The sequence below is a fragment of the Polynucleobacter sp. GWA2_45_21 genome (assembly GCF_001830325.1).
Taxonomy (GTDB): Bacteria; Pseudomonadota; Gammaproteobacteria; order Burkholderiales; family Burkholderiaceae; genus Polynucleobacter.
This window is the reverse complement of the sequence record NZ_MHZG01000002.1, coordinates 39,247-64,598: the sequence shown is the minus strand read 5'-3', so window position 1 is coordinate 64,598 and position 25,352 is coordinate 39,247. Positions and strand designations below refer to the sequence as shown.

General features: G+C 43.5%; 28 protein-coding genes. 11 read left to right on the top strand and 17 right to left on the bottom strand.

The annotated features are described in order from the left end of the window. The first annotated feature begins 48 nt into the window (after positions 1–48). Complete coding sequence (locus A2X74_RS04135) at positions 49–1,119, top strand: ABC transporter ATP-binding protein (RefSeq protein WP_293624675.1); 1,071 nt, start codon at positions 49–51, stop codon at positions 1,117–1,119. A 24-nt stretch (positions 1,120–1,143) separates the two neighbouring features. After that, positions 1,144–1,332 (top strand): hypothetical protein, encoded by a 189-nt coding sequence (locus A2X74_RS04130; RefSeq protein WP_293624677.1) that lies wholly within the window; start codon positions 1,144–1,146, stop codon positions 1,330–1,332. Between the two features lie 6 nt (positions 1,333–1,338). On the opposite strand, the gene A2X74_RS04125 is transcribed toward A2X74_RS04130, so the two are convergent. Then, entirely contained in the window at positions 1,339–2,355 is a 1,017-nt protein-coding gene (locus A2X74_RS04125) for a cytochrome d ubiquinol oxidase subunit II (RefSeq protein ID WP_293624679.1), read from the bottom strand. A gap of 2 nt (positions 2,356–2,357) precedes the next feature. After that, positions 2,358–3,716, bottom strand: a complete 1,359-nt coding sequence (locus A2X74_RS04120) for a cytochrome ubiquinol oxidase subunit I (protein WP_293624680.1) — start codon at positions 3,714–3,716, stop codon at positions 2,358–2,360. 96 nt (positions 3,717–3,812) lie between these two features. On the opposite strand from A2X74_RS04120, the gene A2X74_RS04115 reads away from it, so the two are divergent. Further along, positions 3,813–4,361, top strand: a complete 549-nt coding sequence (locus tag A2X74_RS04115) for a YggT family protein (RefSeq protein ID WP_293624681.1) — start codon at positions 3,813–3,815, stop codon at positions 4,359–4,361. A gap of 75 nt (positions 4,362–4,436) precedes the next feature. Then, positions 4,437–4,928 carry a Dps family protein gene (locus A2X74_RS04110; protein WP_293624682.1) on the top strand — a complete coding sequence of 164 codons (492 nt, stop codon included), beginning with the start codon at positions 4,437–4,439 and terminating at the stop codon, positions 4,926–4,928. A gap of 57 nt (positions 4,929–4,985) precedes the next feature. Here A2X74_RS04110 and A2X74_RS04105 read toward each other — a convergent pair whose 3' ends face one another. Further along, a complete protein-coding gene (locus tag A2X74_RS04105; protein WP_293624683.1) occupies positions 4,986–5,627 on the bottom strand; it encodes a peroxiredoxin in 642 nt (213 codons plus the stop codon). Between the two features lie 137 nt (positions 5,628–5,764). Here A2X74_RS04105 and A2X74_RS04100 point away from each other — a divergent pair, with 137 nt between their 5' ends. Next, positions 5,765–6,256 carry a hypothetical protein gene (locus A2X74_RS04100; protein ID WP_293624684.1) on the top strand — a complete coding sequence of 164 codons (492 nt, stop codon included), beginning with the start codon at positions 5,765–5,767 and terminating at the stop codon, positions 6,254–6,256. Between the two features lie 18 nt (positions 6,257–6,274). Here A2X74_RS04100 and A2X74_RS04095 read toward each other — a convergent pair whose 3' ends face one another. The 12 genes from A2X74_RS04095 to A2X74_RS04040 all read right to left on the bottom strand — a co-directional run bounded on the left by A2X74_RS04095 (position 6,275) and on the right by A2X74_RS04040 (position 16,135). After that, a complete protein-coding gene (locus tag A2X74_RS04095) occupies positions 6,275–6,604 on the bottom strand; it encodes a hypothetical protein (protein WP_293624686.1) in 330 nt (109 codons plus the stop codon). A gap of 14 nt (positions 6,605–6,618) precedes the next feature. Further along, positions 6,619–7,968 carry an FAD/NAD(P)-binding oxidoreductase gene (locus A2X74_RS04090; RefSeq protein WP_293624688.1) on the bottom strand — a complete coding sequence of 450 codons (1,350 nt, stop codon included), beginning with the start codon at positions 7,966–7,968 and terminating at the stop codon, positions 6,619–6,621. A 246-nt stretch (positions 7,969–8,214) separates the two neighbouring features. Further along, positions 8,215–9,159: a cytochrome-c peroxidase gene (locus A2X74_RS04085; RefSeq protein WP_293624799.1), complete on the bottom strand. Its 945-nt coding sequence runs from the start codon at positions 9,157–9,159 to the stop codon at positions 8,215–8,217. Positions 9,160–9,417: 258 nt separating this feature from the next. Next, the gene (locus A2X74_RS04080) at positions 9,418–9,882 is read right to left on the bottom strand and encodes a hypothetical protein (protein ID WP_293624690.1); all 465 of its coding nucleotides are present in this window, start codon (positions 9,880–9,882) and stop codon (positions 9,418–9,420) included. A 38-nt stretch (positions 9,883–9,920) separates the two neighbouring features. Beyond that, positions 9,921–10,604 carry a Fe2+-dependent dioxygenase gene (locus A2X74_RS04075; protein ID WP_293624691.1) on the bottom strand — a complete coding sequence of 228 codons (684 nt, stop codon included), beginning with the start codon at positions 10,602–10,604 and terminating at the stop codon, positions 9,921–9,923. Positions 10,605–10,621: 17 nt separating this feature from the next. Then, complete coding sequence (locus A2X74_RS04070) at positions 10,622–12,844, bottom strand: TonB-dependent receptor (RefSeq protein WP_293624693.1); 2,223 nt, start codon at positions 12,842–12,844, stop codon at positions 10,622–10,624. Positions 12,845–12,960: 116 nt separating this feature from the next. Beyond that, positions 12,961–13,164 (bottom strand): hypothetical protein, encoded by a 204-nt coding sequence (locus tag A2X74_RS04065; protein WP_293624695.1) that lies wholly within the window; start codon positions 13,162–13,164, stop codon positions 12,961–12,963. 9 nt (positions 13,165–13,173) lie between these two features. Then, on the bottom strand, positions 13,174–13,386 hold the full coding sequence (gene hemP / locus A2X74_RS04060; protein WP_293624697.1) for a hemin uptake protein HemP: 213 nt from the start codon (positions 13,384–13,386) through the stop codon (positions 13,174–13,176). After that, positions 13,386–13,799 carry a biopolymer transporter ExbD gene (locus A2X74_RS04055; protein WP_293624699.1) on the bottom strand — a complete coding sequence of 138 codons (414 nt, stop codon included), beginning with the start codon at positions 13,797–13,799 and terminating at the stop codon, positions 13,386–13,388. Before A2X74_RS04055 ends, hemP begins: the two co-directional genes overlap by 1 nt. 17 nt (positions 13,800–13,816) lie before the next feature. After that, complete coding sequence (locus A2X74_RS04050; protein WP_293624701.1) at positions 13,817–14,527, bottom strand: MotA/TolQ/ExbB proton channel family protein; 711 nt, start codon at positions 14,525–14,527, stop codon at positions 13,817–13,819. Between the two features lie 4 nt (positions 14,528–14,531). Further along, positions 14,532–15,110, bottom strand: coding sequence for an energy transducer TonB (locus tag A2X74_RS04045; protein ID WP_293624703.1), 579 nt, complete (start codon positions 15,108–15,110; stop codon positions 14,532–14,534). Positions 15,111–15,118: 8 nt separating this feature from the next. Next, positions 15,119–16,135 (bottom strand): extracellular solute-binding protein, encoded by a 1,017-nt coding sequence (locus tag A2X74_RS04040; protein WP_293624801.1) that lies wholly within the window; start codon positions 16,133–16,135, stop codon positions 15,119–15,121. 145 nt (positions 16,136–16,280) lie between these two features. Here A2X74_RS04040 and A2X74_RS04035 point away from each other — a divergent pair, with 145 nt between their 5' ends. From A2X74_RS04035 to A2X74_RS04015, 5 genes are all read left to right on the top strand, one after another. After that, positions 16,281–16,469 (top strand): hypothetical protein, encoded by a 189-nt coding sequence (locus A2X74_RS04035; protein WP_293624705.1) that lies wholly within the window; start codon positions 16,281–16,283, stop codon positions 16,467–16,469. 511 nt (positions 16,470–16,980) lie between these two features. Next, positions 16,981–20,199, top strand: coding sequence for an efflux RND transporter permease subunit (locus A2X74_RS04030; RefSeq protein WP_293624707.1), 3,219 nt, complete (start codon positions 16,981–16,983; stop codon positions 20,197–20,199). A 19-nt stretch (positions 20,200–20,218) separates the two neighbouring features. Then, positions 20,219–20,428: a DUF2892 domain-containing protein gene (locus A2X74_RS04025; protein ID WP_293624709.1), complete on the top strand. Its 210-nt coding sequence runs from the start codon at positions 20,219–20,221 to the stop codon at positions 20,426–20,428. A 15-nt stretch (positions 20,429–20,443) separates the two neighbouring features. Then, entirely contained in the window at positions 20,444–21,826 is a 1,383-nt protein-coding gene (locus A2X74_RS04020) for a TolC family protein (RefSeq protein WP_293624711.1), read from the top strand. 37 nt (positions 21,827–21,863) lie between these two features. Further along, complete coding sequence (locus A2X74_RS04015; RefSeq protein ID WP_293624713.1) at positions 21,864–22,538, top strand: class I SAM-dependent methyltransferase; 675 nt, start codon at positions 21,864–21,866, stop codon at positions 22,536–22,538. 398 nt (positions 22,539–22,936) lie between these two features. On the opposite strand, the gene A2X74_RS04010 is transcribed toward A2X74_RS04015, so the two are convergent. Both A2X74_RS04010 and A2X74_RS04005 read right to left on the bottom strand, forming a co-directional pair. After that, the gene (locus A2X74_RS04010; RefSeq protein WP_216229300.1) at positions 22,937–23,404 is read right to left on the bottom strand and encodes a hypothetical protein; all 468 of its coding nucleotides are present in this window, start codon (positions 23,402–23,404) and stop codon (positions 22,937–22,939) included. A gap of 24 nt (positions 23,405–23,428) precedes the next feature. Next, the gene (locus A2X74_RS04005) at positions 23,429–23,956 is read right to left on the bottom strand and encodes a hypothetical protein (RefSeq protein WP_216229299.1); all 528 of its coding nucleotides are present in this window, start codon (positions 23,954–23,956) and stop codon (positions 23,429–23,431) included. 343 nt (positions 23,957–24,299) lie between these two features. Here A2X74_RS04005 and A2X74_RS04000 point away from each other — a divergent pair, with 343 nt between their 5' ends. Next, positions 24,300–25,352: a DNA cytosine methyltransferase gene (locus A2X74_RS04000; protein ID WP_216229298.1), complete on the top strand. Its 1,053-nt coding sequence runs from the start codon at positions 24,300–24,302 to the stop codon at positions 25,350–25,352.

The window sequence follows — 25,352 nt, the reverse complement described above, 5'->3', positions numbered from 1 at the left end:
ACTCTAGCTATGTATTAAACCACTAGCATTAATGAGAAAATTATAGGGATGAACTCGACTCACACACTGCTTTCTATCAAACAGCTGGAAATTGACTATCCCAGCCTGGATGGTCAAGGGCGCGTCACGGCTGTCAAAGGCCTCAATCTAGATCTTGCCCAAGGTGAAATTGGCTGCCTACTGGGCTCCTCAGGCTGTGGGAAATCAACCGTTCTTCGAGCTATTTGTGGATTTGAGCCAGTAAAAGCAGGTGAGATCCTGTTGCGAGACCAGATTGTGAGCTCTGCCTCCATTCATACTCCACCGAATCAAAGAAAAGTAGGCATGGTCTTTCAAGACTTCGCCCTCTTCCCTCATCTGAGTGTTTTAGAAAATATTGCCTTTGGCCTTCAGCACCTCCCCAGCCAGCAAAGATCCAGCGTTGCCAAGGAATGGCTTGAAAGAGTCTCGCTCTCGAACAAGGCTGATGCCTACCCTCACGAACTGAGCGGCGGACAACAGCAACGAGTGGCACTGGCAAGGGCGATGGCCCCGGAGCCTGACTTAATTTTGCTAGATGAACCTTTCTCAAGTCTCGATATTGAACTGAGGGAGCGCCTTGCAGGTGAGACCCGAGAAATTCTCAAGGCAAATAATATTACCGCCCTACTCGTGACACATGATCAATTTGAGGCATTTGCAATTGCCGATAAAACAGGTGTCATGGCTGACGGCAAAGTCATTCAGTGGGATATTCCATATGAGCTCTATCACCAACCAGTCAATCGATATGTTGCAGACTTTATTGGTCGCGGCGTCTTTGTAAAAGGACTGGTTCAGCCTAACAATAAAGTCAGAATCGAATTAGGTGAATTAGATTTAGAGCCTGGACACAACGGAAAAGTAGGTGATCAGATTGATGTTCTCTTGCGTGCAGATGATATCTCCCATGATGATCACAGCCCTATGCAAGCAGAAGTAGTACGCAAGATTTTCCGTGGCGCTGATTTTTTATACACACTTAAACTCAACTCTGGAGTAGAGATTTTTGCTTTTGTTCCAAGCCACCACGATCATGCCATTGGAGAAAAAATTGGTATCCATTTGGTGGCTGATCACGTTGTGACCTTTAACGATTAAACCCTTTTACTGATTAGAGATGTTATGCGTAAGAAAATAGATAAAAACGTTATTACCTCCAGCACAATTGCTATTGCTGCCGCCTTCATTTTTGAATATCTCGTCAGAAAATCACTGCCAGCAGATTCTCCTTATTTATGGCTCAGCTGGCTTGCTCTGCCCCTAGCATTTGTAGTGCAAAGAACACTTCTAAAAGAACTCAATAAACGCTGAGCACTCCTAGTAGTAAGTCAGTGCACTAGCCTTACCCTTAAAGATGCGATAAGAAAACAGGGTGTAGCCCAAGATGGTGGGCAACACGACTATCGCACCCCAAAAAATCACCCACAAAGATTCGGTGGCAGCGGCAGCCTGCCATAAGGTCATCTCTCCGATAATGACGTAAGGAAAGATGCTGTAAGCAATCCCAAAGAATGACAGCCAAAAGATGGCAACTACACAGGCAAATGGCAACCATTCACGGGTGCTGGTTTTCTTTTCAACAGCATTAATAAAATGATGCGTTAGTAAAAACAAAATTGCGGTTGCAACAGGCACCGGAGATAGCCAAAGAATCTGCGGCCATGCAAACCATTTATGCATGATCTCAGGGCTAAAGTAAGGCGTTGCCAAAGAAACTAATGCGACTCCAAAGGCCGTTAACCAGAGACTGGTTTTGGCCCATATAAAAGCACGCTTCTGCAGATTCCCTTCTGTTTTTAAAATAAGCCAAGTTGATCCAAGCAAGATGTAACCTGCTGGCAAACAAATAGCGACCAAGATAGAAAATAACCATCCTAAGAGGCCCGATTCAAAACCCACAATCAGACGCCCAATCATGATGCCCTGGGAAATCGCCGCTAACAGGCTACCCACATAAAACAAAAAGTTCCATAAAGGCTTTTGTTCAATATTGACCTTGACCCTGAAGTCAAAAGAAACACCCCTCAAAATGAGGCCTAGCAACATTACTGCGACCGGTAAATAGAGCTCGGTCAAGATCAAGCCGTGCGCCAATGGAAATGCCACCAATAGCAAACCAACTCCCAATACAATCCAAGTCTCATTAGCATCCCAAAAGGGGCCAATGGATGCAATCATCATGTCTTTGTCATGATCAGAGGCACGGTTCAATAACATCCCAATGCCTAAGTCATAACCATCGAGCACAACATACGACAACATCGCAATACCCATAGCCACAAAGAAAAATAGTGGCAACCATACCGATGCTTGGGTGAGATCCATGGAGTTCATGATTAGGTACCTAGTGGAGTTTTAACGGGTGCCGCCTTCGCAGTGTAGACTTCAGAGGCGCCCTTCTCATCTGCTTGACGCGCCAAATAGAACACTGCCCACATATAAGCGGTTAGTAATCCAATATAGACCGTGATATACATCAGCAAGGTCGATAGGACCATATTCGATGGCAATGTGGTTACCGCTTGAGCAGTCGTTAGCACCCCAGTCACCAGATAAGGTTGGCGACCAATTTCTGTTACATACCAACCTGACAAAACAGCTACCCAGCCAGAGAAAGTCATTAGAACTAGAACTTTAGCTGTCCACTCAGGCAAGACTCGAGTACCCCGCAGTTGCCAGCGTGCAAACCACGAAACTAAGAGCATGAGAACACCTACACCCACCATAATTCGAAACGCAAAAAATACTGGGACCACTGGTGGAATCTTGTCTCCAAAAGCATCTAAACCTTTTACCTCTCCATTCCAACTATGCGTTAAATACAGCGAAGCTAATTTGGGGATGCTCACCTCATAATCATTAGAGCGAGTTTCCTGGTTAGGAACTGCGAAGATGACTGCAGGCACTCCAGAGCCACTTTCCCAAATACCCTCCATCGCTGCGAGCTTGGCTGGCTGGTGCTCTAGGGTATTAAGACCATGCATATCGCCCAGCATAATTTGCACAGGGATTAAAACCATCGCTACTGTAAGCGCAAATTTCATCACCATGGCATTCGCTATTGATCGACTATTACGTAAATAACGATAAGCAGAGATACCAGCTATAAAGAATGAGACTGTTAAGAATGAAGCGAGCAACATATGGCCCAAGCGATAAGGCATGGATGGATTAAAAATGATGGTCATCCAATCAACCGCATGAGCTTTGCCATCAATCATGATGAAACCTTGCGGGGTCTGCATCCAAGAATTCAAGGCAATAATCCAAAAGGCAGACAAGCTGGTTCCAAAAGCAACCAAGAAAGTGGCTATGGTGTGCATTCTGGCGGAGACGCGCTTTGCACCAAAAAGCATGACGCCTAAAAAAGTGGCCTCTAGAAAAAAGGCTGTTAATACTTCATAGGCTAGTAATGGCCCAGCAATGTTGCCGACAGTTTCCATATAGCCAGGCCAATTAGTCCCAAACTGAAAACTCATGGTGATGCCGCTCACTACACCCAAAGCAAATGTCAAAGCAAAAATCTTGACCCAGAACTGATAAGCCTCTTGCCAGTACTCCAATCCCGTGCGATTAAATTGGATCTTGAAAAACAATAGAAACCAACCTAAAGCAATCGATATTGTCGGGAACAGAATGTGAAAAGAAATATTAGCGCCAAACTGAATACGACTGAATAAAAGTGAATCGAGCACGGCAGCTCCTAATAATTGAATTTTCTATATTTGATTGTTGCACCAATTGAATAATGCTGCTGAACCCTTGCCGTTTAAACACCCTACAATATGCTTATGTTGATACAAATTGCCAATCTCATTCTTCAGGTACTCGTTAGCATTGTTGCGGGAGCCTGCCTTTTACGCTGCTATTTACAGTGGCTTGCCTTCAATTTAGGCGCAGGACAAAGTAAGTCTATTGGCACCTATATTCTGCCTTTAAGTAACTGGATTGTTCTTCCGCTCAGACGCTTCGTACCCAGTATTGGTCGCTTTGATCTAGCGAGTTGTGTCGCAGCCTATCTTTTAATTTTGGCCAAAATTTCGATCCTGCTATTTATCTCTGGCACTACTTCGATTGATATCTCTTGGTTAGCGCTGGCATTAGTTGATATGCTGAATCTGACTCTTTCGGGTCTTGTTGGTCTGGTCTTTGTCAGCATCATTCTTTCCTGGGTTGGCACAGGAACTCAAATTCAGTTTCTAGTGTCACTGTTAGTGAACCCCCTACTCGCTCCGATTAGAAAGGTAATACCCAACTTTGGTGCCTTAGATTTATCCCCACTCGCTCTACTACTTATCCTTCAGATACTTCAGATTATTCTTGGGAATTTAAAAATTTAGTAGCCTGTTGTTAACTGTGGCAATATTGATTTGAGATCAACTCGTTTGATTAATCATTTCAAATTAAGGAACAATATGGGTGCCAAACCAGCTAACTTCACGATTGATATCGGCATCGGTGAAAAGGACCGCAAAGCAATTGCCAAGGGCCTCTCCGCCCTTCTGGCGGATAGCTACTCTTTGTACTTGATGACTCATAATTTTCATTGGAACGTAAAAGGTCCAATGTTCAACACACTTCACACTATGTTTATGGCTCAATATACGGAGCAATGGGCCGCCCTAGATTTGATTGCAGAACGAATCCGGGCTTTAGGCGAGCCCGCTCCAGGTACCTATAAAGAATTTTCCAAATTAACCTCCATCGAGGAGGTGTCAGGCACTCCCAAGGCGATGGATATGGTAAGACTATTAGTTAAGGCGCAGGAAGCCACAGCAAAAACAGCGCGCAAACTTTTTCCATTGGTAGAGAAAGCCTGCGATCAACCAACCGCTGATCTACTCACTCAAAGGCAGGATGTCCATGAGAAAACTGCCTGGATGTTAAGAAGCTTGCTGGAAGAGTAATCCAAAAAAATCCCCATCTTATGGATGGGGATTTAATCTAAGTCAGATTTGCAAGCATTACAGTTTTTTAGTGCTGTAGTACCAATCTACCGTGTTGTAGCCTTCACTAGCACGCTTATCGGCAGCCTCTGAAGTTTTTGGCGGCGGCACGATCACATCGCAACCTGGAGTCCAACCTTCTGGGGTCGCTACTGAATTCTTATCGCTAGTTTGCATTGCCTGCAATAAGCGAACAAATTCATTAATTGAGCGGCCATTGCTCATTGGGTAATAAACCATGGCACGTAGGATGCCTTTAGGGTCGATAAAGAAGGTAGCGCGTACTGCTTGTGTATCGGCTGCACCTGGATGAACCATACCGTAGGCAGAGGCAACTTCCATCTTAATATCCTCAATGATTGGGAAAGTAATCTTTTGACCAAACTTCTCCTCAATGTTTCTGACCCAAGCTAAGTGAGAGAAGAGACTGTCGATTGACAAGCCCAATAACTCACAATTCATGGATTTGAAGGTCTCTGCAGCTTTAGCAAAGCCAATAAATTCAGTTGTACATACCGGAGTAAAGTCTGCCGGGTGTGAGAATAGGATCAACCACTTACCTTCATAGTCAGATAGCTTCTTCTCTCCAAAAGTCGTCTTAGCCCTAAATTCTGGAGCTCTCTCGTTTAATCTTGGGAATTGCACTGTCATTTCACTCATGATGGTTTCCTTTAGTTCATTAGCGTCGTTATTGTCACAACTTCATAGTACACTAATATATAAAAATATATAATGTATTTTTATATTACGTACATTGAGTAAGGCTATTAAGGCCTTGCAAAGCAAAGAGGAAAGAAATGAAAGATATTCAAAGAAGCTTCGCGGGCTTAGCGCTGGCACTCACAGTCATGTGCTCGACAATATGGGCGCAAGTACCACTACTCCAGGTAGGTGACCCCACCCCTAAAATGGCCATCAATGATCAGCATGAGAAGCCATGGTTAATTCCTGCCGATACAAAACTCATACTTTTTAGCGGCAGTCGAAATGCCAACACTATCGTGCAAAGCATTTTGAGCCAAAAAGGCGCAGACTATTTAAGCAGCAAGAAAACCGTCTATTTTTCTGACTTGAGCAAAATGCCAGGATTTATTACCAAAACTTTTGCCCTACCATCAATGCGCGATCTACCCTACTCAGTTGGCATCATTCTGAATAGTGAAGACAGTAAAGGATGGCCAAAAGAGGAAGATGCCGTAACAGCCATCTTTCTAACTCAAGGAAAAATCGCCAAAATTGAATACATCAAGAATGCTGAATCTCTTCAGCAAACTCTTGACCAACAATAAACGGAACCCAACTTTTGTTTAGCGCGCCTTGGGAGAGCTGAGTGGCCAAATCAAGGCCGCTGCGACGGCGCCATACATCGCCGCAATTCCTAATAAGGCAACATAGTCAAACCAGTAGCCTAATTCGCTTAAGGATGACTTAGTGATTCCTGGAACTACTAAAAAGGCAATGATGGTGGCGATGATGCCACCAATAATTGCACCTTTAATGCCTTTGGACCAGTGGGCCTTCTTCTGGAATGCATAAACCATTAGTCCAGCCCAAACCACAAAGAGCACAAACAACAATGGCAAATACATCAAAGCCAATTCGTAGAAAATATTGATACCTAACCAAATCTCGTACATAGATAACTCCTAAATTAAACGCGCCCTTTGGCGACAGAGATATAAGCAGGCTTTAAGAATCGATATTTCATCAACCATGCGAAATAGCTATCCTGCAAAGGCTCAATAAATGGGATAGTGGGGGTTAATTTGCCAGCGTAATCAAATTCAATCAACATCGCTGAGCCCTCTCTGAGAAGCAGTGGACAGGATGTGTAGCCGTCAAAACGATCGCCTGATAGCGCTTTTCCTTGTATAGCATCAATCATATTTTGAGCAACAATCGGAGCGCTCTTTTTCACAGTAGCCGCCGTCTTACCCCGCGGCGTTCCGTTGATATCGCCAATTCCAAATACATTCGGAAAGCGTGTGTGCTGCAAACTAAATTTATCTACCTCAAGCCATCCACCAGCAGCCATTGGTCCATCCTGATATGACAGTAGACTATTTTTTACTGCATCAGGGGCACGCATTGGGGGCACCACATGAATGAAGTCATAAGGCACCTCTGTTTTCTCTTTACTAGCAGGATCCATAAAGGTGGCCTTTCTCGCGCCAATATCAATGGCCGATAACTGACTCTTATATTGGGTTTCAATACCAAGCTTTTCCCAACGGGAGAGCACATTGTCATTAACGGAAGGAACTCCAAAAATATTGCTTCCAGCACTATGGAAAGCAATCTTGCTATTTTCCCGTTTGCCGCTTTGACGTAAACGACCATCAAGCATAAATGTCATTTTTAAAGGTGCGCCAGCACACTTCATTGGTGTACCAGGCAGAGTCATCACAGCATCGCCGCCTTTTTGTCTAAAGGCGTCCATCGCCTGCCATGTGGCAGAAGCCGCTTGGGGGCTTGGATAGACGCTAGCCAATCCATTGCTACCGATATGCTTGATATCCATACCTTCAATTTTGTCGAAATCCAAATGCAACCCGGTAGCTACCAATAAAAAATCATAGGGAATTTTCCTACCGGAGTCCGTTGTGATGGAGTTGCCTTCTGGATCAAATTCAGTAGCCATCTCTTGCACCCAATCGATTCCACTTGGCTGCAAATCACTATTACGATCTGCCACTTTATCTACTGGCCAGATGCCTGTTGCCACCAAGGTATAGCCTGGCTGGTAATTGTGAATTTCTTTGCGATCCACAATCGTGACTTTAACGCCGTCCAGATCACGCATCAGTCGGTTAGCAACAGCAATACCGCCAAGTCCACTGCCAACAATCACCACTCTAGCGTTAGTTTTAATGGCGGCATTTGCTACTGCAGGGATTGCTAATTCAATACCCCCAGAAGCCAAGGATAAAGTAGTGGCGCCCTTTAAAAAATGGCGACGACTTGGCTCCATTACCATGTCACTTTTTGATTTTTTGCTCATACAAATCTTTCGCTTGGTTTATCAGTATTTCGGCTTTTAAACAAAAGCTGAAATCAATACAGTTTGGGCGCAATAACAATATATATTTTAATATTATATAGTTAAATTAAATAATACATCTAGGGAAAAACCCCTCCCCTCCTTTAAGCCAGGTTTTTGCGGGGTTAAACGCGTATTGCCATTCCAAAATGACAACTGCCCGCATGTTGAGATGCGGGCAGTGCACTTACTAAATCAAACTACCGATTACTTCTTGGCTGGCTTCGGATCAAAAGGCTGTGGGCTAGGTGTGCCTGGAGCCGATGGAGGAAGTTGAGGTAACTTGAAGCTTGGTTGATCGCCTGTCAGTGAGTACAAGAACGCTACGATATCGCCATTCTCTTCCTTGGTGAACTTACGACCCAACTGAATCTGACCCATAATCTCAACCGCTTCAGCAAGTGTTTTTGCTTCGCCGTCATGGAAGTAGGGGTAGGTTAATTCAATATTACGCAATGTAGGCACTTTGAAGTTAAAGCGGTCTACATCCTTCTTGGTCACGCCAGCACGACCTTCAAGAGAGTTATCGCCTTTGTATGGCTCAACAACACCCATCTTCTGGAAGGAATTTCCGCCAACTGCTGGACCATTATGACAACCAATACAACCACTGTTCTTAAACAGCTCATAACCCTTCACTTGCTGTGCAGTTAAGGCATTCTTATCGCCTTTGAGCCATTTATCAAATGGTGAGTTTGGAGTAACTAAGGTTTCTTCAAATGCTGCAATTGCTTTAGTTACTTCATTAATAGTGATCTTGTCTGTGCCAAAGATTTGCTTGAACTCAGCAACATAACCAGGAATGGTTTCTAGGGTCTTCACGGCTAACTCATGTGTAAAGCCCATCTCACCTGGATTAGCAATAGGGCCACCTGCTTGCTCCTTCAAATCGGCTGCACGGCCATCCCAGAACTGGGCAAGGTTTAGGCTGGAATTGAGTACTGTTGGAGCATTGATAGGGCCTTGATTCCACTTATGACCAATAGAAGTTTTTAAGTTATCAGTACCACCCATAGAGAGGTTATGACATGAATTACAAGAAATGAAGCCTGACTTTGAAAGACGTGGATCAAAGTAGAGTTGTTTACCAAGTTCAACTAGCGCTGGATTCGCTACATTGAGAGCATTGATTGGCTTGATCGGCTCATCCATCACAGTGCCGCCGGCATCCGCAGGCTTGCTGGCAGTGGTAGCAGCTTTATCACCACAACCCACTAGGGCAGCCATCATTGCTGCTAATAACAAAGAGGTCAGTTTCAGTTTCATAAGGTCATTCCTTTTACATGTTTCTCCCCTCCTTTTTAAAGGAATTAAAAAAACAGGATTTGACGCATATCAAACAGATTTATCAATATTAACTATTAAGACCATAGAAAATATTTATAGTTATTTCAACTTATTTCACAAGACTTAATAACCCCATCCCCAGCCGCCATAACCAAAAGGTGCAGCATTCATCTCAATAGAATTGGCTACATTATTAATAGCCTGCGCTTGACGTCTGCGTGCTAAAACATCCTCTCGTCGATTGGCTGCATCAAGATCCTTTTGCAAATCTGGCGCATCAACTGGCCTGCGAATGTAGATCTGGTAATTTCCATCTAGACCTTTGCATAGCGGAGTTACCTCAGAAGAGGCAACGGCTCCACTTGCCCAATGGGCAGTAAAGACTGGCGCACCATAACAACCATCTGCAGCCTTTGGAAGGGTTTTACTGATATCAGGATTTAACTCGATAACATACGGAGAAATACCCAGCGCTCTTTTATCAGCGCTAATGAGAGCACCTTCCGGCGTTGAATACACTGTAATAGATCCTGCACAAGCGCTTAACAGACATAAAGCCGAAATGCCCAAGGGAAGAATTTTGATCATATACAGCCTTATTTAATTGAAATTTGTAGATCTAAATTCTACACATCAGCCCACATCCGCATGAGGTTGTGATAAACCCCAGTTAAGCGAATAATTTCTGGGGTGCCATCTTTTACTTGGCGCAACTGATAAATAGCATTATCCAAATCATAGAGCGCCCTTCTTTGCTCATCTAGACGAATCATGCTCTCAGTCCAAAAGAAGCAAGCGATACGAGCTCCCTTACTTACTGGCTCCACCCGATGAACAGATGAGCCTGGATACATCACCATATCACCAGCATTAAATTTAATGCGTTGCTCACCAAATGTATCCTCAATGACCAGTTCGCCACCCTCATACTCCGATGGGTCTGTTAAAAATAGAGTGCAAGAAATATCGGTTCGGACGTGCTTACCGCTAGCAGCATGGGTCCTTACCGCATTATCAATATGATTTCCAAATTTATTGTTGGCACCTTCATACTTATTAAATAATGGAGGATATATTTTCTTTGGAAGCGCGCCAGTAAGGTACTCCGCATTCGCAGCCAATGCCTCGAGAACAATAGTCCTTGCCTTTTGTGACTCAAGTCCATCCTCCGGCAATTGAAAATTTTTCTTCGCTTTAGCAGATTGAGTCCCAGCAGTAATAGACCCGTCTGCCCAAGCGGCAGAATCTATAATTTTGCGCACCTCATGTACTTGGGCTTTAGAAAGAACACTGGGAACTCTTAACAACATACTTACTCCATTAAAGATTAGAAACGTACTACTGCCTGTAACTGATATGACCTTAAGGTTCCAGGGATCGCAAAGCCGCCATTGACATATACAGACTCATAGTTTGTAGTGTTCAAAAGATTCATCACGTTCAACTTCAGGGAGTACTCTTTGATGTCATATTGCAACATGGCATCAACACGGGCATAAGCTGGAACTTGATTGGCTGTAATCGGCGCAGTTCCAGTATTTAAACCATAGACCTGTCTCTGACCTACCCCGAATACACCACCACCAACTTTCCAATTTTGTGCCACTTTATAAGTAGTCCAAATATTGTAGGTATAAGCAGGAGCATTTCGAGCACGCATGCCAACTAAATTGGGATTTTGGCGATTCGTTCCACTGTAGCCTTGATCATCAATAATCGAGCTCATTAATGCTGCACCACTGAAGATATCCCACTTATCGGTAATATTACCCGTGAGTTCCAACTCAAATCCATTGGTATGTCTTTTTACTGAATCGATTGAACTGGTGCTATTAAGGTCAGTATTACGCTCCCACTTCTTTACCGCCTGATACAGGGCAGCCCTTAATGCCAATCCATCATCGGTTATATTCCACTTTGCACCAAGCTCAGTGACTGCACTTCGCTCTGCAGGGTATCCATTACCCGCAGATAATTGATAAAGATCGGCTGTTGGGTTGAAAGAGTCGCTCCAAGTGAGGTAATAAGCAGCATTCAGATTGGGTTGATGGAGTAAACCAGCTCTATAACTTTGCTCTCCAAAATTTAGCGAAGCTTGGCGAGAGGGGCCAAAAGTAGTTGCGCTTCCAGGGGCCTGGTAATTCGCCCGCAAAGAGTCGTAGCGAATGCCGCCCAAGACTTTCCAACCTGTATACACCTCAACCATATCCTGAGCATAAATAGAAGCAGTATTGCCTGTGTAATTCACTTGACTAGATGGCGTTTTCACTTGATTGCCATAACCGTATTTACAAGTATCGCGAACAATGCTGTTATTGCTGATAGATGTACTAATAGAAGGTCGGTTATTTGTATTACAACCCTCCGTATTAAATGAATAGCGCTCTGCATTCTCTTTATATAGCTCAACTCCAGCTAATAATTCATGCCCTATAGAGCCTGTAGAGAACCTCTTGTTGAAATCAGACTGGAAAGCAAAAGTAGACTCCTCCCCTCCCCGGGGATTTGCTAGCGCAAGTGTGGTGACCGGAAGAACTGATCGCCCCTTATTTGACCAAAGTGAGCGGTCGTAGTGAGAGTAACGAATCTTCGTATTGAGGGAGGTGTCCTTATCAAAAGTGTATTGCTGGGATAGGGTCGTTAACTGTGTTGTGTTCTTCTCATAATCTTGATTGGTGCCACTGAAACCTGTAGCGGTATTTAAGGGCTTCCCATTAACAAATCCAACACCAAAATCTGGGGTATTGTTGGTATCGAGATAGTAGTAACTAAGAGAAACCTGATTATCAGTGCCAATACCGTACGTAACTGTTGGCGCAAAACCGAGTGTTTTGTTCTGAACTACATCCCGCGAACTCTTGGCATCTTGTGCAACTGCATTTAATCGAAACGCAGTACTACTTTCTTGATTCAATACAACGTTCATATCGGCGGTGCCACGATAGTAATCGTAACTACCAGCCGTCACCGCAGCATTACTCTTATTCATCAGAAATGGTGTTTTACTAACTTCATTAATTACACCGCCAGCCTGACCTCTACCAAATAACATAGAGGCAGCACCACGAAGCACATCTACCTGGGTAACGTTAAATAAATCCCGGTTGTACTGTGCCGTATCCCGAATGCCATCCACATAAAGATCGCCAAAGCTATAAAAGCCGCGGATATTCATATTGTCGCCAATACGACCACCCTCGCCCGCATTAAAGGTTAGGCCAGGTACGTTTCGCAGACCCTCTTTTAAGGTTGTGGCGTTCTGATCCTCAAGCAAACCTTCGGGTATGACTGTAATTGCCTGGGGAATATCTGATATCTCCTGGGTAATTTTTCCGATATTGCTGTAGTTACGGTTATAACGATTCGATTCGTCATCGTATTTGGCTTTTACTTCAACCTGGCCCATGGATTTGGTCTGGGTATCACTAGCCTGAGCAAATGCGGTCTGACTAGTGCCCACCATAATCATCGCCACAGCTGCCCCTAAAGTTGTTTTAGAGACTGTGAGACCCTGATCTCTTCTTTTATGTTTGATACTTTCTTTTTTCACAGCAAGTCCAATCTAATAAAAATTAGTTAATTTCAATTGGCTTGCTGCATCGCGTGGGTTTATGTTTACTAACCCATGTACGGCTGGCTACTATTTTCTTTATGTCACAACAAAAACTAACGTGTCACTCCGGGCACATTTCTCAATAACTCCGCTGGAGTAACTGCATTTTGCTCATACATTAACTTCTGGTTTAAAACAGTGCCACTACCTACAACTTCACCTTCATCTTGAGATGCACTCTTGACAGCTAATGGAGCTCCACTGCTACAGGCAATCAAATTCACCATCAATACAAATAAGGAAGTCCTCTTAAACATGCCTTACCCTTACTTGGTAATCAATAACTTGCCAAATTTGGTAGCACGCAAACAGTAAACAGTGCCTTCGTGCTCAATCAAAATACTTTGACTGCCATCAGTAAATAACTCTTTTGAGCTAATGGTTCGCCCACCTGCATTTTCAACATTGACTGCCTGGCGGATGATTTGTGGAGCTAGGCTCGAAGCAATCCCCAATCTTTTCTTTTGCTCGATCACCATCATTTACCTGGATTGGTCACAAACCCAACCTTTTCAATCCCTGCGCTATTAGCCATACTCATCGCTTTTGCAACATAGTCATACTCCACCTTTTTATCGCCATAAATATGCAAAATGGGTTGCGTACTTGATTTAGCTGCTTCTTGTAAAAATTCCCGCAAAGCCTTCTCATCAATCTTTTTTTGATTCAAGGTATATCCACCTGATTGATCGATATTCAGATTCAAAATCTCTGGCTTATTTACCTGTGGCTTGCTTGAGGCTTGAGGCAAATTGACATCTACCGCATGCTTTAGAACGGGAACAGTAATCATAAAAATAATGAGCAATACCAGCATGACATCCACAAAGGGGGTCATATTAATCTCATTAATAAACTGCTCTTCTTTGCCTTCAAAACTTCCAAAACTCATTTCAAATCTCCAGGAAGTTATTCAGCAAACGCTTTGTCATTGCCAGATCTATTGAATCGACCGCCCATGACGTAAAAAGCGCGTAAATCGTAAGCAAAACGATTCAGCTTGCTGATGATGAATTGATTGCCACGTAGCAAGGCGTTGTAACCAAGTACTGCAGGAATAGCCACCGCTAAGCCAAAAGCAGTCATTACCAAGGCCTCACCAACCGGACCTGCAACTTTATCAATACTGGTCATGCCACTATCACTAATAGTGATCAAAGCCTGATAAATCCCCCACACAGTACCAAATAAGCCTACAAACGGAGCTGTTGAGCCAATAGAAGCAAGAACAATCAGACCAGATCCAAATTTTTCCTTCGCATCATCAATGGCATTTCTTAAGCTACTTGTAATCCAATCATTTAAATCCAAAGAATCATGAAGATGCTTCTCTGTATTGCGATGGTGACGCATAGCGTTCTGACCTTCGAGGGCAAGCTCCTTAAAAGGATTTATCTTTTGATCGCTAGACTCGAGAGTCTCTAAAGCATTATTGAGATCTGGGCTATGCCAAAAATCATGTAATTGCTTGGCTTGCTGCTTGGACTTGTAAATCATGCCGCCTTTGACGATCATGACCGTCCAAGATGCAATAGACATGCCCAGCAAAATGATGGCTGTTAGCTGGATAACAAAACCGCCCTCTATCCATAGGTGGAAAAGATTCATGCTTGAATTCATATGACTACTCCAAAGTAAATTTAATTGGTAATTCGTAACACATTGGAATTGGTGTACTACCCTTTTTTGCCGGGATAAATTTCCACTGCTTTACGGTTTGTAATGCGACTTGATCTAACCTTGGATAGCCCGACCCTTGGCGAATTTCAAGACTATCTAATGTTCCGCCAGTACTAATACATGCCTTGAGGAGCACTAACCCCTGCTCACGTAATTTGCGACTAATGGCCGGATATGGTGGCTTTGGATTATTTAGCTCAGATGCCTCTGAATTAGGCATTGAGACTGGTGCTGATGCCAAAGCACCATCTTGCTTACTTTCTGGTGACCGCTCTTTAGCAAGCTCACTATCCTTAACGACCTTATCCTTCTCGACCTGCTTATCCTTGACTGGTCGCACATGAACTGATGGTGTAATTGCCACGGACTCACGATCAATAATTTGAGCCATCATCATGACGGGCTCGGCCTTTCGCGGAAAATTCAACGCTAGCAATATCAAGCCCAAAGGTAGAGCGACATGCATCGCCGCCACCCAAAGCCCGGCCTTCCTATAAGTAATTTGGTCTAACGATAAAAACATGTCAATTTTTACTTGTATCCAACCTGATCCAAGAGTTTCTGCGCAGGGATTTGATTCTTACCAATCGCAGAAACTGATACTTTTTCAGACTGGAAGTTACCCAATGATTTAAGTGCGGAATTTTCTACTTTGACCGTAGGGACCGCTGGCCACTCATTGTTACCATTTGAGAAATATTCTTGAGCCGAATCGCTGGCTAAGTATTCCAAAAATTGCAGCGCTTCTTTAGGATGGGGCGCATTGCGACCCATCCCACCACCAGAGATATTGATATGCACTCCACCTGCATTTTGGTTGGGCCAAACAAAGCCAACTTTTGATATCGCCGTCATGTCATCAGGCTTATCGGATTGCATCATGCGAGCAAAATAATAGGAGTTAGTCAATGCAACTCCGCACTCACCTGAAGCTACAGCTTTAATTTGATCTGTATCACCACCCCTTGGGCTTCTGGCCATATTGGCTACCATGCCCTTAGCCCACACCTCAGTTGCGGCCAAACCATCACGCTCAATTAACGCCCCAACCAATGAAAGCATATAAGGATGTGCGCCTGACCGTGTGCAAACTCGTCCTTTATTTACTGGATCAGCAAGTTTTTCATAGGTATCAACATCCCCTTTTTTGACCGTTGCTTTGTTATAGACAATCACACGTGCTCGCGTAGAAAATCCGTACCACGGTACCCCACCCGCCTCGTTATTAGCCCTGAGGTTTGCTGGGATTCGCTCATCTAGATACTTTGATTTTGTGGGGGCAAAGAAATTGTGCATTTGGGCACGCCATAGGCGAGCAGCATCGACTAGCAAGATCACATCTGCTTGGCTCTTGTCACCTTCACTCTTTATACGCTCCAGAATGCCGTTATCATCCGCTTCAATACGATTGATTTTGATCCCAGTCTTTTTGGTGAAGTCGCTATATAGCGCCTCATCCGTTTGATAGTGCCGTGCTGAATACAGGTTCAACTCTTTAACAGGCTCCGCTGCCAGCACATAACCAGCAGCTATGCTCCATATGCACATGCCACTTGATACCATTTTTTTTGCATTCATACACCAGCCCCTAATTTGATTCGCATCAATATTTATGTTGATTTTTATGAATTCTACATCATAATGAGAATCATTATTATTTAATAATCATTCTCAACTAAAGATGGAGAACCCCATGAATTCGAATCAACTGACCTTTGGCGCCCTTGCAATGGTGCTGAATTACCAGCAAACAGGATGTGGAATGGCTGCAAAACAAGCAATCATTGCATTAAATGCACTTATAAAGTGCCGGGATATACCTCAGGAACTGATTCAGCAATCCTTAGAGGCGGTAGAAGGGCTTGAAGCCATTTATGCCTAGGTTGGGAATTAAATTAGGCCAGGTGGAACTAAACTCCATTGCTAATTTGACTGAGGGGCGAGCGCAAATCAACCCCCATGTTTAGTCTGCTGGGAAATGGATAGTTAAGAAAAAGCCATCCCGTTGGATGGCTTTGGTAACAAGGCTGTTGCATTACTACAAAGCTTTTTGGCACACATTGACTTGGCGTAGAGGTGGCAGAAGCAAGGATCAACAAGCCTGCCAACCCTTTTGGGGTTAAACATATAGATATCACCAACCAGAACAGCCTCAAATAGTGCGATGCCAATTTTTTATTCGCCGTCACCCAATGGCTCGAACCATAAATTACAGTCTCATCATAGAGGAGGTCTTCTGGGAATTAACAGCCCCTTATTTCAGGCATTTTTAGAGCCCATGAAAATAATTGGAGAAGAGTTTTCATTGATTTTTTAGATCCAAATTAGACACATCTTCACTTTACTTTATTATATTATATAATAAAGTAAATTAAATAAACGAGTGCGGAGTCATGGATAAAAAACTAGGGATTTCAGGTCGAATAGCGGCCTTCTTTCAAGTGGCGCAAATTACACCCTTGTTAGCTATTCTTGCTTTGCTTTTAGGTTTATTTGCCATCATCGTGACTCCGCGTGAAGAGGAGCCTCAAATTAATGTGACGATGGCTAATGTCATCATCCCCTTTCCCGGTGCAAGCGCTAAAAACGTAGAGGAGATGATCTCGATTCCAGCCGAGCAAGTACTCTCGCAGATTGCCGGCATCGAACATGTTATGTCGATGTCTCAAACAGGTCTTTCAGTAATCACTGTTCAATTCAAGGTTGGTGTCCCGAGAACAGAAGCCCTGGTAAGGCTACACGATACCGTAGCAGCCAATTCAGATTGGTTGCCTAAAAATCTCGGGGTCATGCCCGCCATCATTAAGCCCAAGGGAATTGACGACGTTCCAATACTGTCACTGACGCTATTTTCAAAAAATCCTTCAATCACATCCTATGAGTTGGAAAAAGTAGCCAATCAAATTGAAATTGATTTGAAGCGAGTAAAGGGGACGCGAGAAATCACCACCATTGGAGGCCCAAAGCGGGCAATCCGCATTGAGGTCAGCCCTGAGATAATGGCTCTCAAGGGTGTCACCATTCCAGAACTCAGAATGGCGCTAGAAACTGCAAATCTAGGCATGCCAGTCGGCGATCTTCTCACGGAACAAGGAGCTGTTGCCATTGAAACTGGCCCCTTTCTAAGAAACCTAAAAGATGTGGAGAATATTGCCTTAGGGGTTCGCCAAGGCAACCCCGTTTACGTCAAGGATGTGGCTGCAGTTGTTGAGGGGCCGATACAAAATCGACGCTTAGTTTGGCATACGGACGTGGCTGATAAAGGCACTGAAGATCATCCAGCAGTCACGATTTCAGTCACTAAGAAACCCGGTGAGAATGCCGTCGATGTTTCCAATCAAGTGCTCAGCCAATTGCAATCCCTAAGGTCCACCCTAATACCCAAAGATATTGAGATAGCAGTCTCGCGTAATTATGGTGAAACTGCTAATGAAAAAGCTAGCAAACTCATCCAGAAACTCATCTTTGCGACATTGTCAGTAGTAGCTCTGATTTTCTTTGCATTAGGTCGAAGAGAGGCGATGATTGTTGGATCGGCGGTTGTGCTTACCTTGGCCGCCACATTATTCGCCTCCTGGGCTTGGGGATTTACTATCAACAGAGTCTCCCTATTTGCCTTGATATTTTCAATTGGAATTTTGGTGGATGATGCCATTGTGGTGGTTGAAAATATTCATCGGCATCAACTACTATTCCCCAATAAAAGCCTAAAAGAAATTATTCCTGGCGCAGTAGATGAAGTTGGTGGGCCCACCATTTTGGCAACACTTACCGTGATTGCTGCACTCCTGCCCATGGCCTTTATTACCGGTCTGATGGGTCCCTACATGAGCCCTATTCCTATTAACTCCAGCATGGGCATGCTGCTATCACTTGCCATTGCCTTCATGGTGACACCTTGGATGGCAAGAATTTGGCTTGCTCAACATTCAGGCACTCAAAAGGCACACTTTAATCTCGCTCTGTGGATCAGCCCAAAGTTTAAGAAAATATTTGATCCCCTGCTCAGCGATCAATCTGGAAAAAGAAATAGGAAGCTACTCGCAGGTGGTGTGATCGGAGCAATCTTGATTTCACTCTCACTACCAATGACAGGCTTAGTAGTATTAAAGATGTTGCCATTTGATAACAAATCAGAATTTCAAGTGATCTTGGATATGCCCCCAGGCACTAGGGTGGAAAAGACCTCAGAGGTTTTGAGGGAAATGGGTGTAGCCTTATCTAAATCTCCTGAAGTAAGTAGCTACCAGATTTATGCAGGCACTTCCGCCCCGATAAACTTTAATGGCTTGGTACGCCAGTACTACTTTAGACAAAGTCCAGCATTAGGCGATATTCAAGTTAACCTCGTAGATAAGCACCATCGCTCAGATCAAAGTCATCTTATTGCAAGCCGTATTCGCCCTGCATTGCAAGAGATTGCAAAAAAATATAACGCCAATGTCAAGGTGGTAGAGGTACCTCCAGGCCCCCCAGTTCTTTCACCAATCGTTGCTGAGATCTACGGCCCTACCCCAGAGGGCAGACTGAGTGTGAGTAAATCAGTAAGATCAGCTCTTGAGAGAACCGATGGAGTTGTCGACATTGATGACAGCAGCATCGCAAAATCACCAAAGCAGTTCCTGTTAGTTGATCGTCGCAAGGCAAGCTTAATGGGCGTTTCTCAACAAGCAATTGTGACAACCTTAAGGGCTGGACTTGCTGGAGAAAACGTTGCTTATGTACATGACGAATCAAAATATCCTGCACCTACTGAAATCAGACTCCCAGAAAATAAACAGGACTCATTAAAAGAGTTGCTGAAATTGACTGTCAGAAACTCACAGCGGGACGCAGTGCCTCTTAGCCAATTAGTATCTATCGTAGACGCAGACCGAGAGCAAATCATCTATCGCAAGGATCTTTTGCCGGTAAGCTATGTTATTGGAGACACTGCTGGAAAAGTGGATAGTCCGTTGTATGGCTTATTTAAGGCTAGATCACTGACCAAGGAAATTAAAGATCCAAACGGCAAAGAAGTGGAAGAATTCTTTACCACTGCTCCAAGTGACCCCTACCAAAGCTATGCCATCAAGTGGGATGGTGAATGGCAAGTTACTTATGAGACCTTCCGTGATATGGGCGCCGCTTATGCGGTTGGCTTAATACTCATTTATCTACTAGTTGTAGCGCACTTTGGCTCCTATCTCACACCACTCGTGATCATGGCGCCGATTCCCCTCACGATTATTGGGGTAATGCCTGGGCATGCTCTGCTCGGCGCGCAATTTACAGCAACATCCATGATTGGCATGATTGCACTGGCTGGCATCATTGTGCGTAACTCAATACTGCTAGTTGACTTTATTAACCTCCAGGTTCGCCAAGGAATTGCTTTTAAGGATGCCGTGGTGGATGCTGCCATCACGCGAGCCCAACCTATTGCACTTACGGGGTTAGCGGCAATGCTGGGGGCATTCTTTATATTGGATGATCCGATTTTTAATGGCCTTGCAATCTCATTAATTTTTGGAATCCTGGTATCCACTGTACTCACCTTAGTAGTGATTCCCCTACTCTATTACTCAGCTTATGCACATCGAGTAGACAAAATTCTCCAATCAACCCATTAATTAATTTAAGGAATTCATCATGACTTCTTGGCAAATTGTTCGCATCATTGCAGGCATTTTTATTTTCATCTCAGTAGCGCTTGGCGCTCCTGGAAGTCCATGGTTTGTAAATGAATGGTTCTTAGCCTTTACCGCTTTTGTTGGCGCCAATATTTTTCAAAGTGGTTTAACTCGCTGGTGCCTTATGGAAACAATTGTTCGCAAGTTGGGCGCTAAAGCTGGCGCATAAACTCAAAGGTTACCAATGAAACTTCTCAATATAAAACCATTTGCAGCAGCTGCGATGGCGTTGCTAGCCATTTCGTCCAATCCAGCTATGGCAACAAGCTTAATGGAGGTATGGCATGAAGCCCAAAATAGAGACCCAGAATTCATTGCCAGTCGCTATGAGCAGATGGCTGGAGAGAAGAGACGCGATCAGGGAGCTTCCTTATGGCTTCCAAGCGTCAACTTAACCGCCCTCACTGGCAGCATGAGCTACAACACCTCAACTACTGGCGCGCAATTCTATGCACCAGGCATGGGCACTTTTAATGGGGCTAATTTCAATACCTCAGTCAATAATGGTTTCGTTAACCGATATACCGTCGGCGCTACCCAATCAATTTATAACCGCGAGCGCCTCGCCCAAAGCCGACAGCTTAATCTCTCAGCCGATGCCTCTAATCTTGGAGCTCAAGTAGCCAACCAAAATCTGATTTTATTGGTTGCTGAGCGCTATTTCGATGTTCTTAGTGCCGAAGAGGCTGTGAGATTGGTCAAAAAACAAGAAGCAGCAATTAACAATACTCGCCAACAAATTGAGAAGCGCTTTAGGCTTGGCGATGCCAGCCAAACTGATATGCAAGAAGCTAATGAGAGGTTGGATACCGTAAAAGTACGTGCTCTAGATGCCAGCAATAATCTTGCAGTTAAAAAACTTGCCTTACAGGACTTATTCGGGGGCGTAGTCAATATTGAGAAATCAAAAATCAACTTAAATGTTGCGAAACTATCACTTCCAAACCTCGAAACTCATGTAGGAAAGCTTAAGTCCCAGAATATCCAACTGCAAATGCTTTCAACGCAAGAAAAAGCTGCGAAAGAAGAGGCTGAAAAGTATGGTGCAGCAGCCTCACCTAAGTTGGATGCGGTTGCACAGTCCTCTAAAGATAGTTTAAGTGGGTCTGGCAATTTTGGCCCCGCTAGTAATACAGCAACCAATAATTATCTCGTTGGATTACAGCTTTCAATCCCTTTATATACCGGCGGCTACCGCACGGCTAAGCAAGAGGAGTCATTGCTCTTGGTTGAAAAAACTAAAGCCGAGTACAACAAGTCTGAGCAGAATCTAGAGAGAACCTTAAGATCAGTTTGGTATTCACTCAATAGTGCAAAGGATAAGCTGACAGCATTATCAAGCGCCCAAAAGACTGGCGAAGCAAGGTTAAGTTCTACTCGGGCAGGGTATGCCAATGGCTCTCGCACAACGATGGAACTTTTGGGAGCTGAAAGTGACCTCATTGCCAATGACTATGCGCTTTATATGGAAAAGGTGAGCTACCTGCTTAACCGATTACGCCTAGCTGCGCTTACGGGTGAAATCTCAGAGCGGGATCTTGCAATGGTAAATGCACACCTTAATTGATCCAAAAAAACAAACTCAGAAGACTGAAGGAAATCAGATGAAGCATTTAGAAGCTAAAAAAATGTGGGATAACCGCTTTAATAGCGAAGACTTTCTATTCGGAACTGAAGCAAACACATTTTTACAAGAGATGGCCCCAAAGTACCTCAAAGAAAATGCCCGCATTTTGTGTATTGCAGATGGCGAAGGTAGAAACTCTACTTGGCTAGCCCAACAGAATCACCAAGTTGATGCGTTTGACTTTTCTGATATTGCAATTGAGAAAGCAAAAAAGTTTGCGAGCAGTAAAAATGTAGAGGTCAATTACGTTGTGTCTGATTGTGAGTCAATTAATTGGGAGGCGGGCGATTACGATGCAATCATTGCGATATTCATTCAATTCTCAAACCCCAAAGAACGCTCACGATTATTTAAAGATATGCTGCTAGCATTAAAGCCGGGCGGTGTCTTAATCCTGCAGGGTTACACACCCAAGCAATTGGAATATAAAACTGGTGGACCAAGTCAGATTGAAAATTTGTACACAGAACGAGTTATAAAGAGTTTGCTTAAGAATACAAAAATTGAAGTCTTAAAAAGCTATGAAGCCGAATTAAGCGAGGGGAAAGCACATTCTGGAAAATCAGCACTAATTGGGGTGGTGGCAATTAAGAAACCAGTATCGATCTGGCAGTTCGCTCTATCAGCAATTATGATGCCGATGTTTTCATAATTATTGGTGAATTACTTTCTGGAATTTAATCACTATCAACAAATTAAAGCCTCGTTTTGCAAAATTACTTAGCGCATTGATATCGGGAATTTAGACTGTAAGCCATGTAAGATCAAACCCTAATCTGACATAGATGCTGTGGCTGCCTTGTGGGATAGCCTTGGTAATAAGGGTGTTGCATCTCTACAAACCCAGCTAATACCTATTGACTTGGCGGTGGGTGCAGTCACCGCTCACATTGTCTCTGCATCACACCCTGCTAACAGGGAAATTAACAGGGTATTTTGGTAAAAATGGGCCTCATTTTTCCAAAAATAGACGGCCAACCCCCTAAATATATAGCCATCTGACCAAATCCACGATTTTGGAACAGGGAATAACAGGGAATTGTCGTGAGGCTAAAAAGATTTAGAAAGCTCAGTATCCCTGCCATAGCTTAGCGTACAGACTGTCAATTCATTCAAAGAATCAGCTGCCTGAACTTGAGAAATTACTCGAAATGATGGCCCAAAATACTCGTAAAAAGACCAATTGGCTTTGGGATCCCAATATTCAGCAACCAGATTATCAATTGACCCCTCCACCTTAAGTCGAGAATTTATTTCATGCACAATTCCAAATGGTGCTCGGTGAAAAACTTCCATTTCCACCTCATAAATCAAGGAAGAATTTACTCCCTGTCCATACATAAATCTAGTTGCCCATGCGGCAGAATCAGCGGCAAATAGACAGAGTGATCTTGATGGCTTAATAATGGGGCGGCCTTTTTCAAGCGCTGTCACAACATCGGGATAGTAGCTAGTGAGGTTTAAGGCCCTGTACTCCTTAAACTCCAGCGCCACCCTAGAGCCATGAAATAGACGCATCACTCCCCACCCTTAAAAGCCCAATCATGCATGGAACTGAAATCCCCTGGACTCAGCATACGTAATAAACAAGTCAACACCCCGATCGGAGTCCAACCCTTCAAAACAACGAATTGTCTGACCATAGCCAGACGGAACTTCCCATATTGAGTGGTCGTAAAGAAGACCAGACCCCCATTTCGAGAGAATTCGGCCACCTCCCAAGATTTTGCCGACATGCATAAATTTATCGCCATCAAAATAAAAAATAAAATCATTAGCAGCAACTGACTCGGGTGAAGTCTCCAAAATAAGATTTTGACTCAACAAGAAATAAATAAAATCTGCGCCAGCAAAAGTATTGCCAAGTCCATGGCTAGCGACGCCAACATAAGTGGGGTCATCAATCAATCCAAATGAGTGCACCGCACATGTATAAGTGTCAACAGGGATTTCACTGTCGACAATGTTGATGGTATGCCCAAATTCAGTTCTTAGCACCTCAATTTGATGAGAATGCTGACTCAATGGCATAGCTTCGGTCATCTGTTCCAGCTGCAAACGAAGGGTCACGGTAGTTTAAATTACCTCAACATAACAATTATTTAATGCATCACGGAATTCAAAGCCAACCTTCCATAATACTTATTATAAATATAAGATTAAATCTATTTTTTAGTTTCAATAAATTACCCCTCAATGTTGAAGAATGTCATATTTATGATTATTAGTAAAATAGTAAAGCTAAATTTCAGAGCATCGGAAGCCCCTTAAAACTTAAACCTCAAATTAGTCTAATCTAGGAATACAAGAACTTCTGATGCTGTTCGAATATATTTTTGAAATATTATTAATAATTTAAGGCAATTTCCCACTAAGAGGATATAAACTCCTCGGTAGCAAGGAGAAATTTTGAATGGCAAAACGCAGCACCGCAATAAAACTAAACGCAATCGACTTATTTTCGGGATGCGGAGGGCTTTCTCAGGGAATGCATGATGCAGGCTTTCAAACTAAAGTTGCGATTGAACTTGAACCAATCGCAGCAAGAGCATATAAGCTTAATCACCCAAACACCCATGTAATTCAAAAAGATATTCGAGATATAGGCGCCAAAGAAATAAAAAAACTTTTGGGAAATGAGCCACTGCATTTGCTTGCTGGTTGCCCTCCCTGCCAAGGCTTTTCTTCAGTAAGAAGATTAAATAAAAAACAAAACGTTAAGGATGACAGAAATAATCTAGTTTTAGAATACTTTCGAATGGTGGAGATATTAAAACCCATCACCATCATGATGGAAAATGTCCCGGCTTTAAAAGACTACTATCTCTTCAAGGAGATTGTTAAAAAGCTAAAACTTCTTGGCTATCACATAGAAATAGAAATTCTAGATGTAAAAGAATATGGCGTACCACAAAGACGACGTAGGCTTGTTATGTTAGGTTCATTACTTGGCGCAATCGCTATGCCAACACCAGAAACCAAAAAAATAACTGTCCGTGATGCAATTTTTAGCCTCTTACCGCCAGAACTGGCGACGGACCCATTGCAAAAAATAGTAGCAAAACATACCGAAGGCGTTACTAGAAGAATAAAGTTAACCCCCAAAAATGGCGGGAGCTGGAAGGACTTGCCCAAGGAGTACGTCTTAAATTGTCACAAAAAAGATGGTGTTGGATTTAACGATGTATATGGACGACTGCGCTGGGATGATTATTCAACGACAATAACGGGGGGCTGCCTTAATCCATCGAAGGGAAGGTTTCTCCATCCAGAACAAAATAGAGTCATTACTCCTAGAGAAGCTGCACTTCTCCAATCCTTTCCAAAAACTTATAAATTTCCTATAGATATACCCAAGCACTCCCTTGCCCTGCTTATAGGAAATGCACTTCCCCCCAAATTTAGCTATTTCCAATCAAAAAATATCGCATCCCATATCAAAAGTTATCAACTTCATTCCCAATAA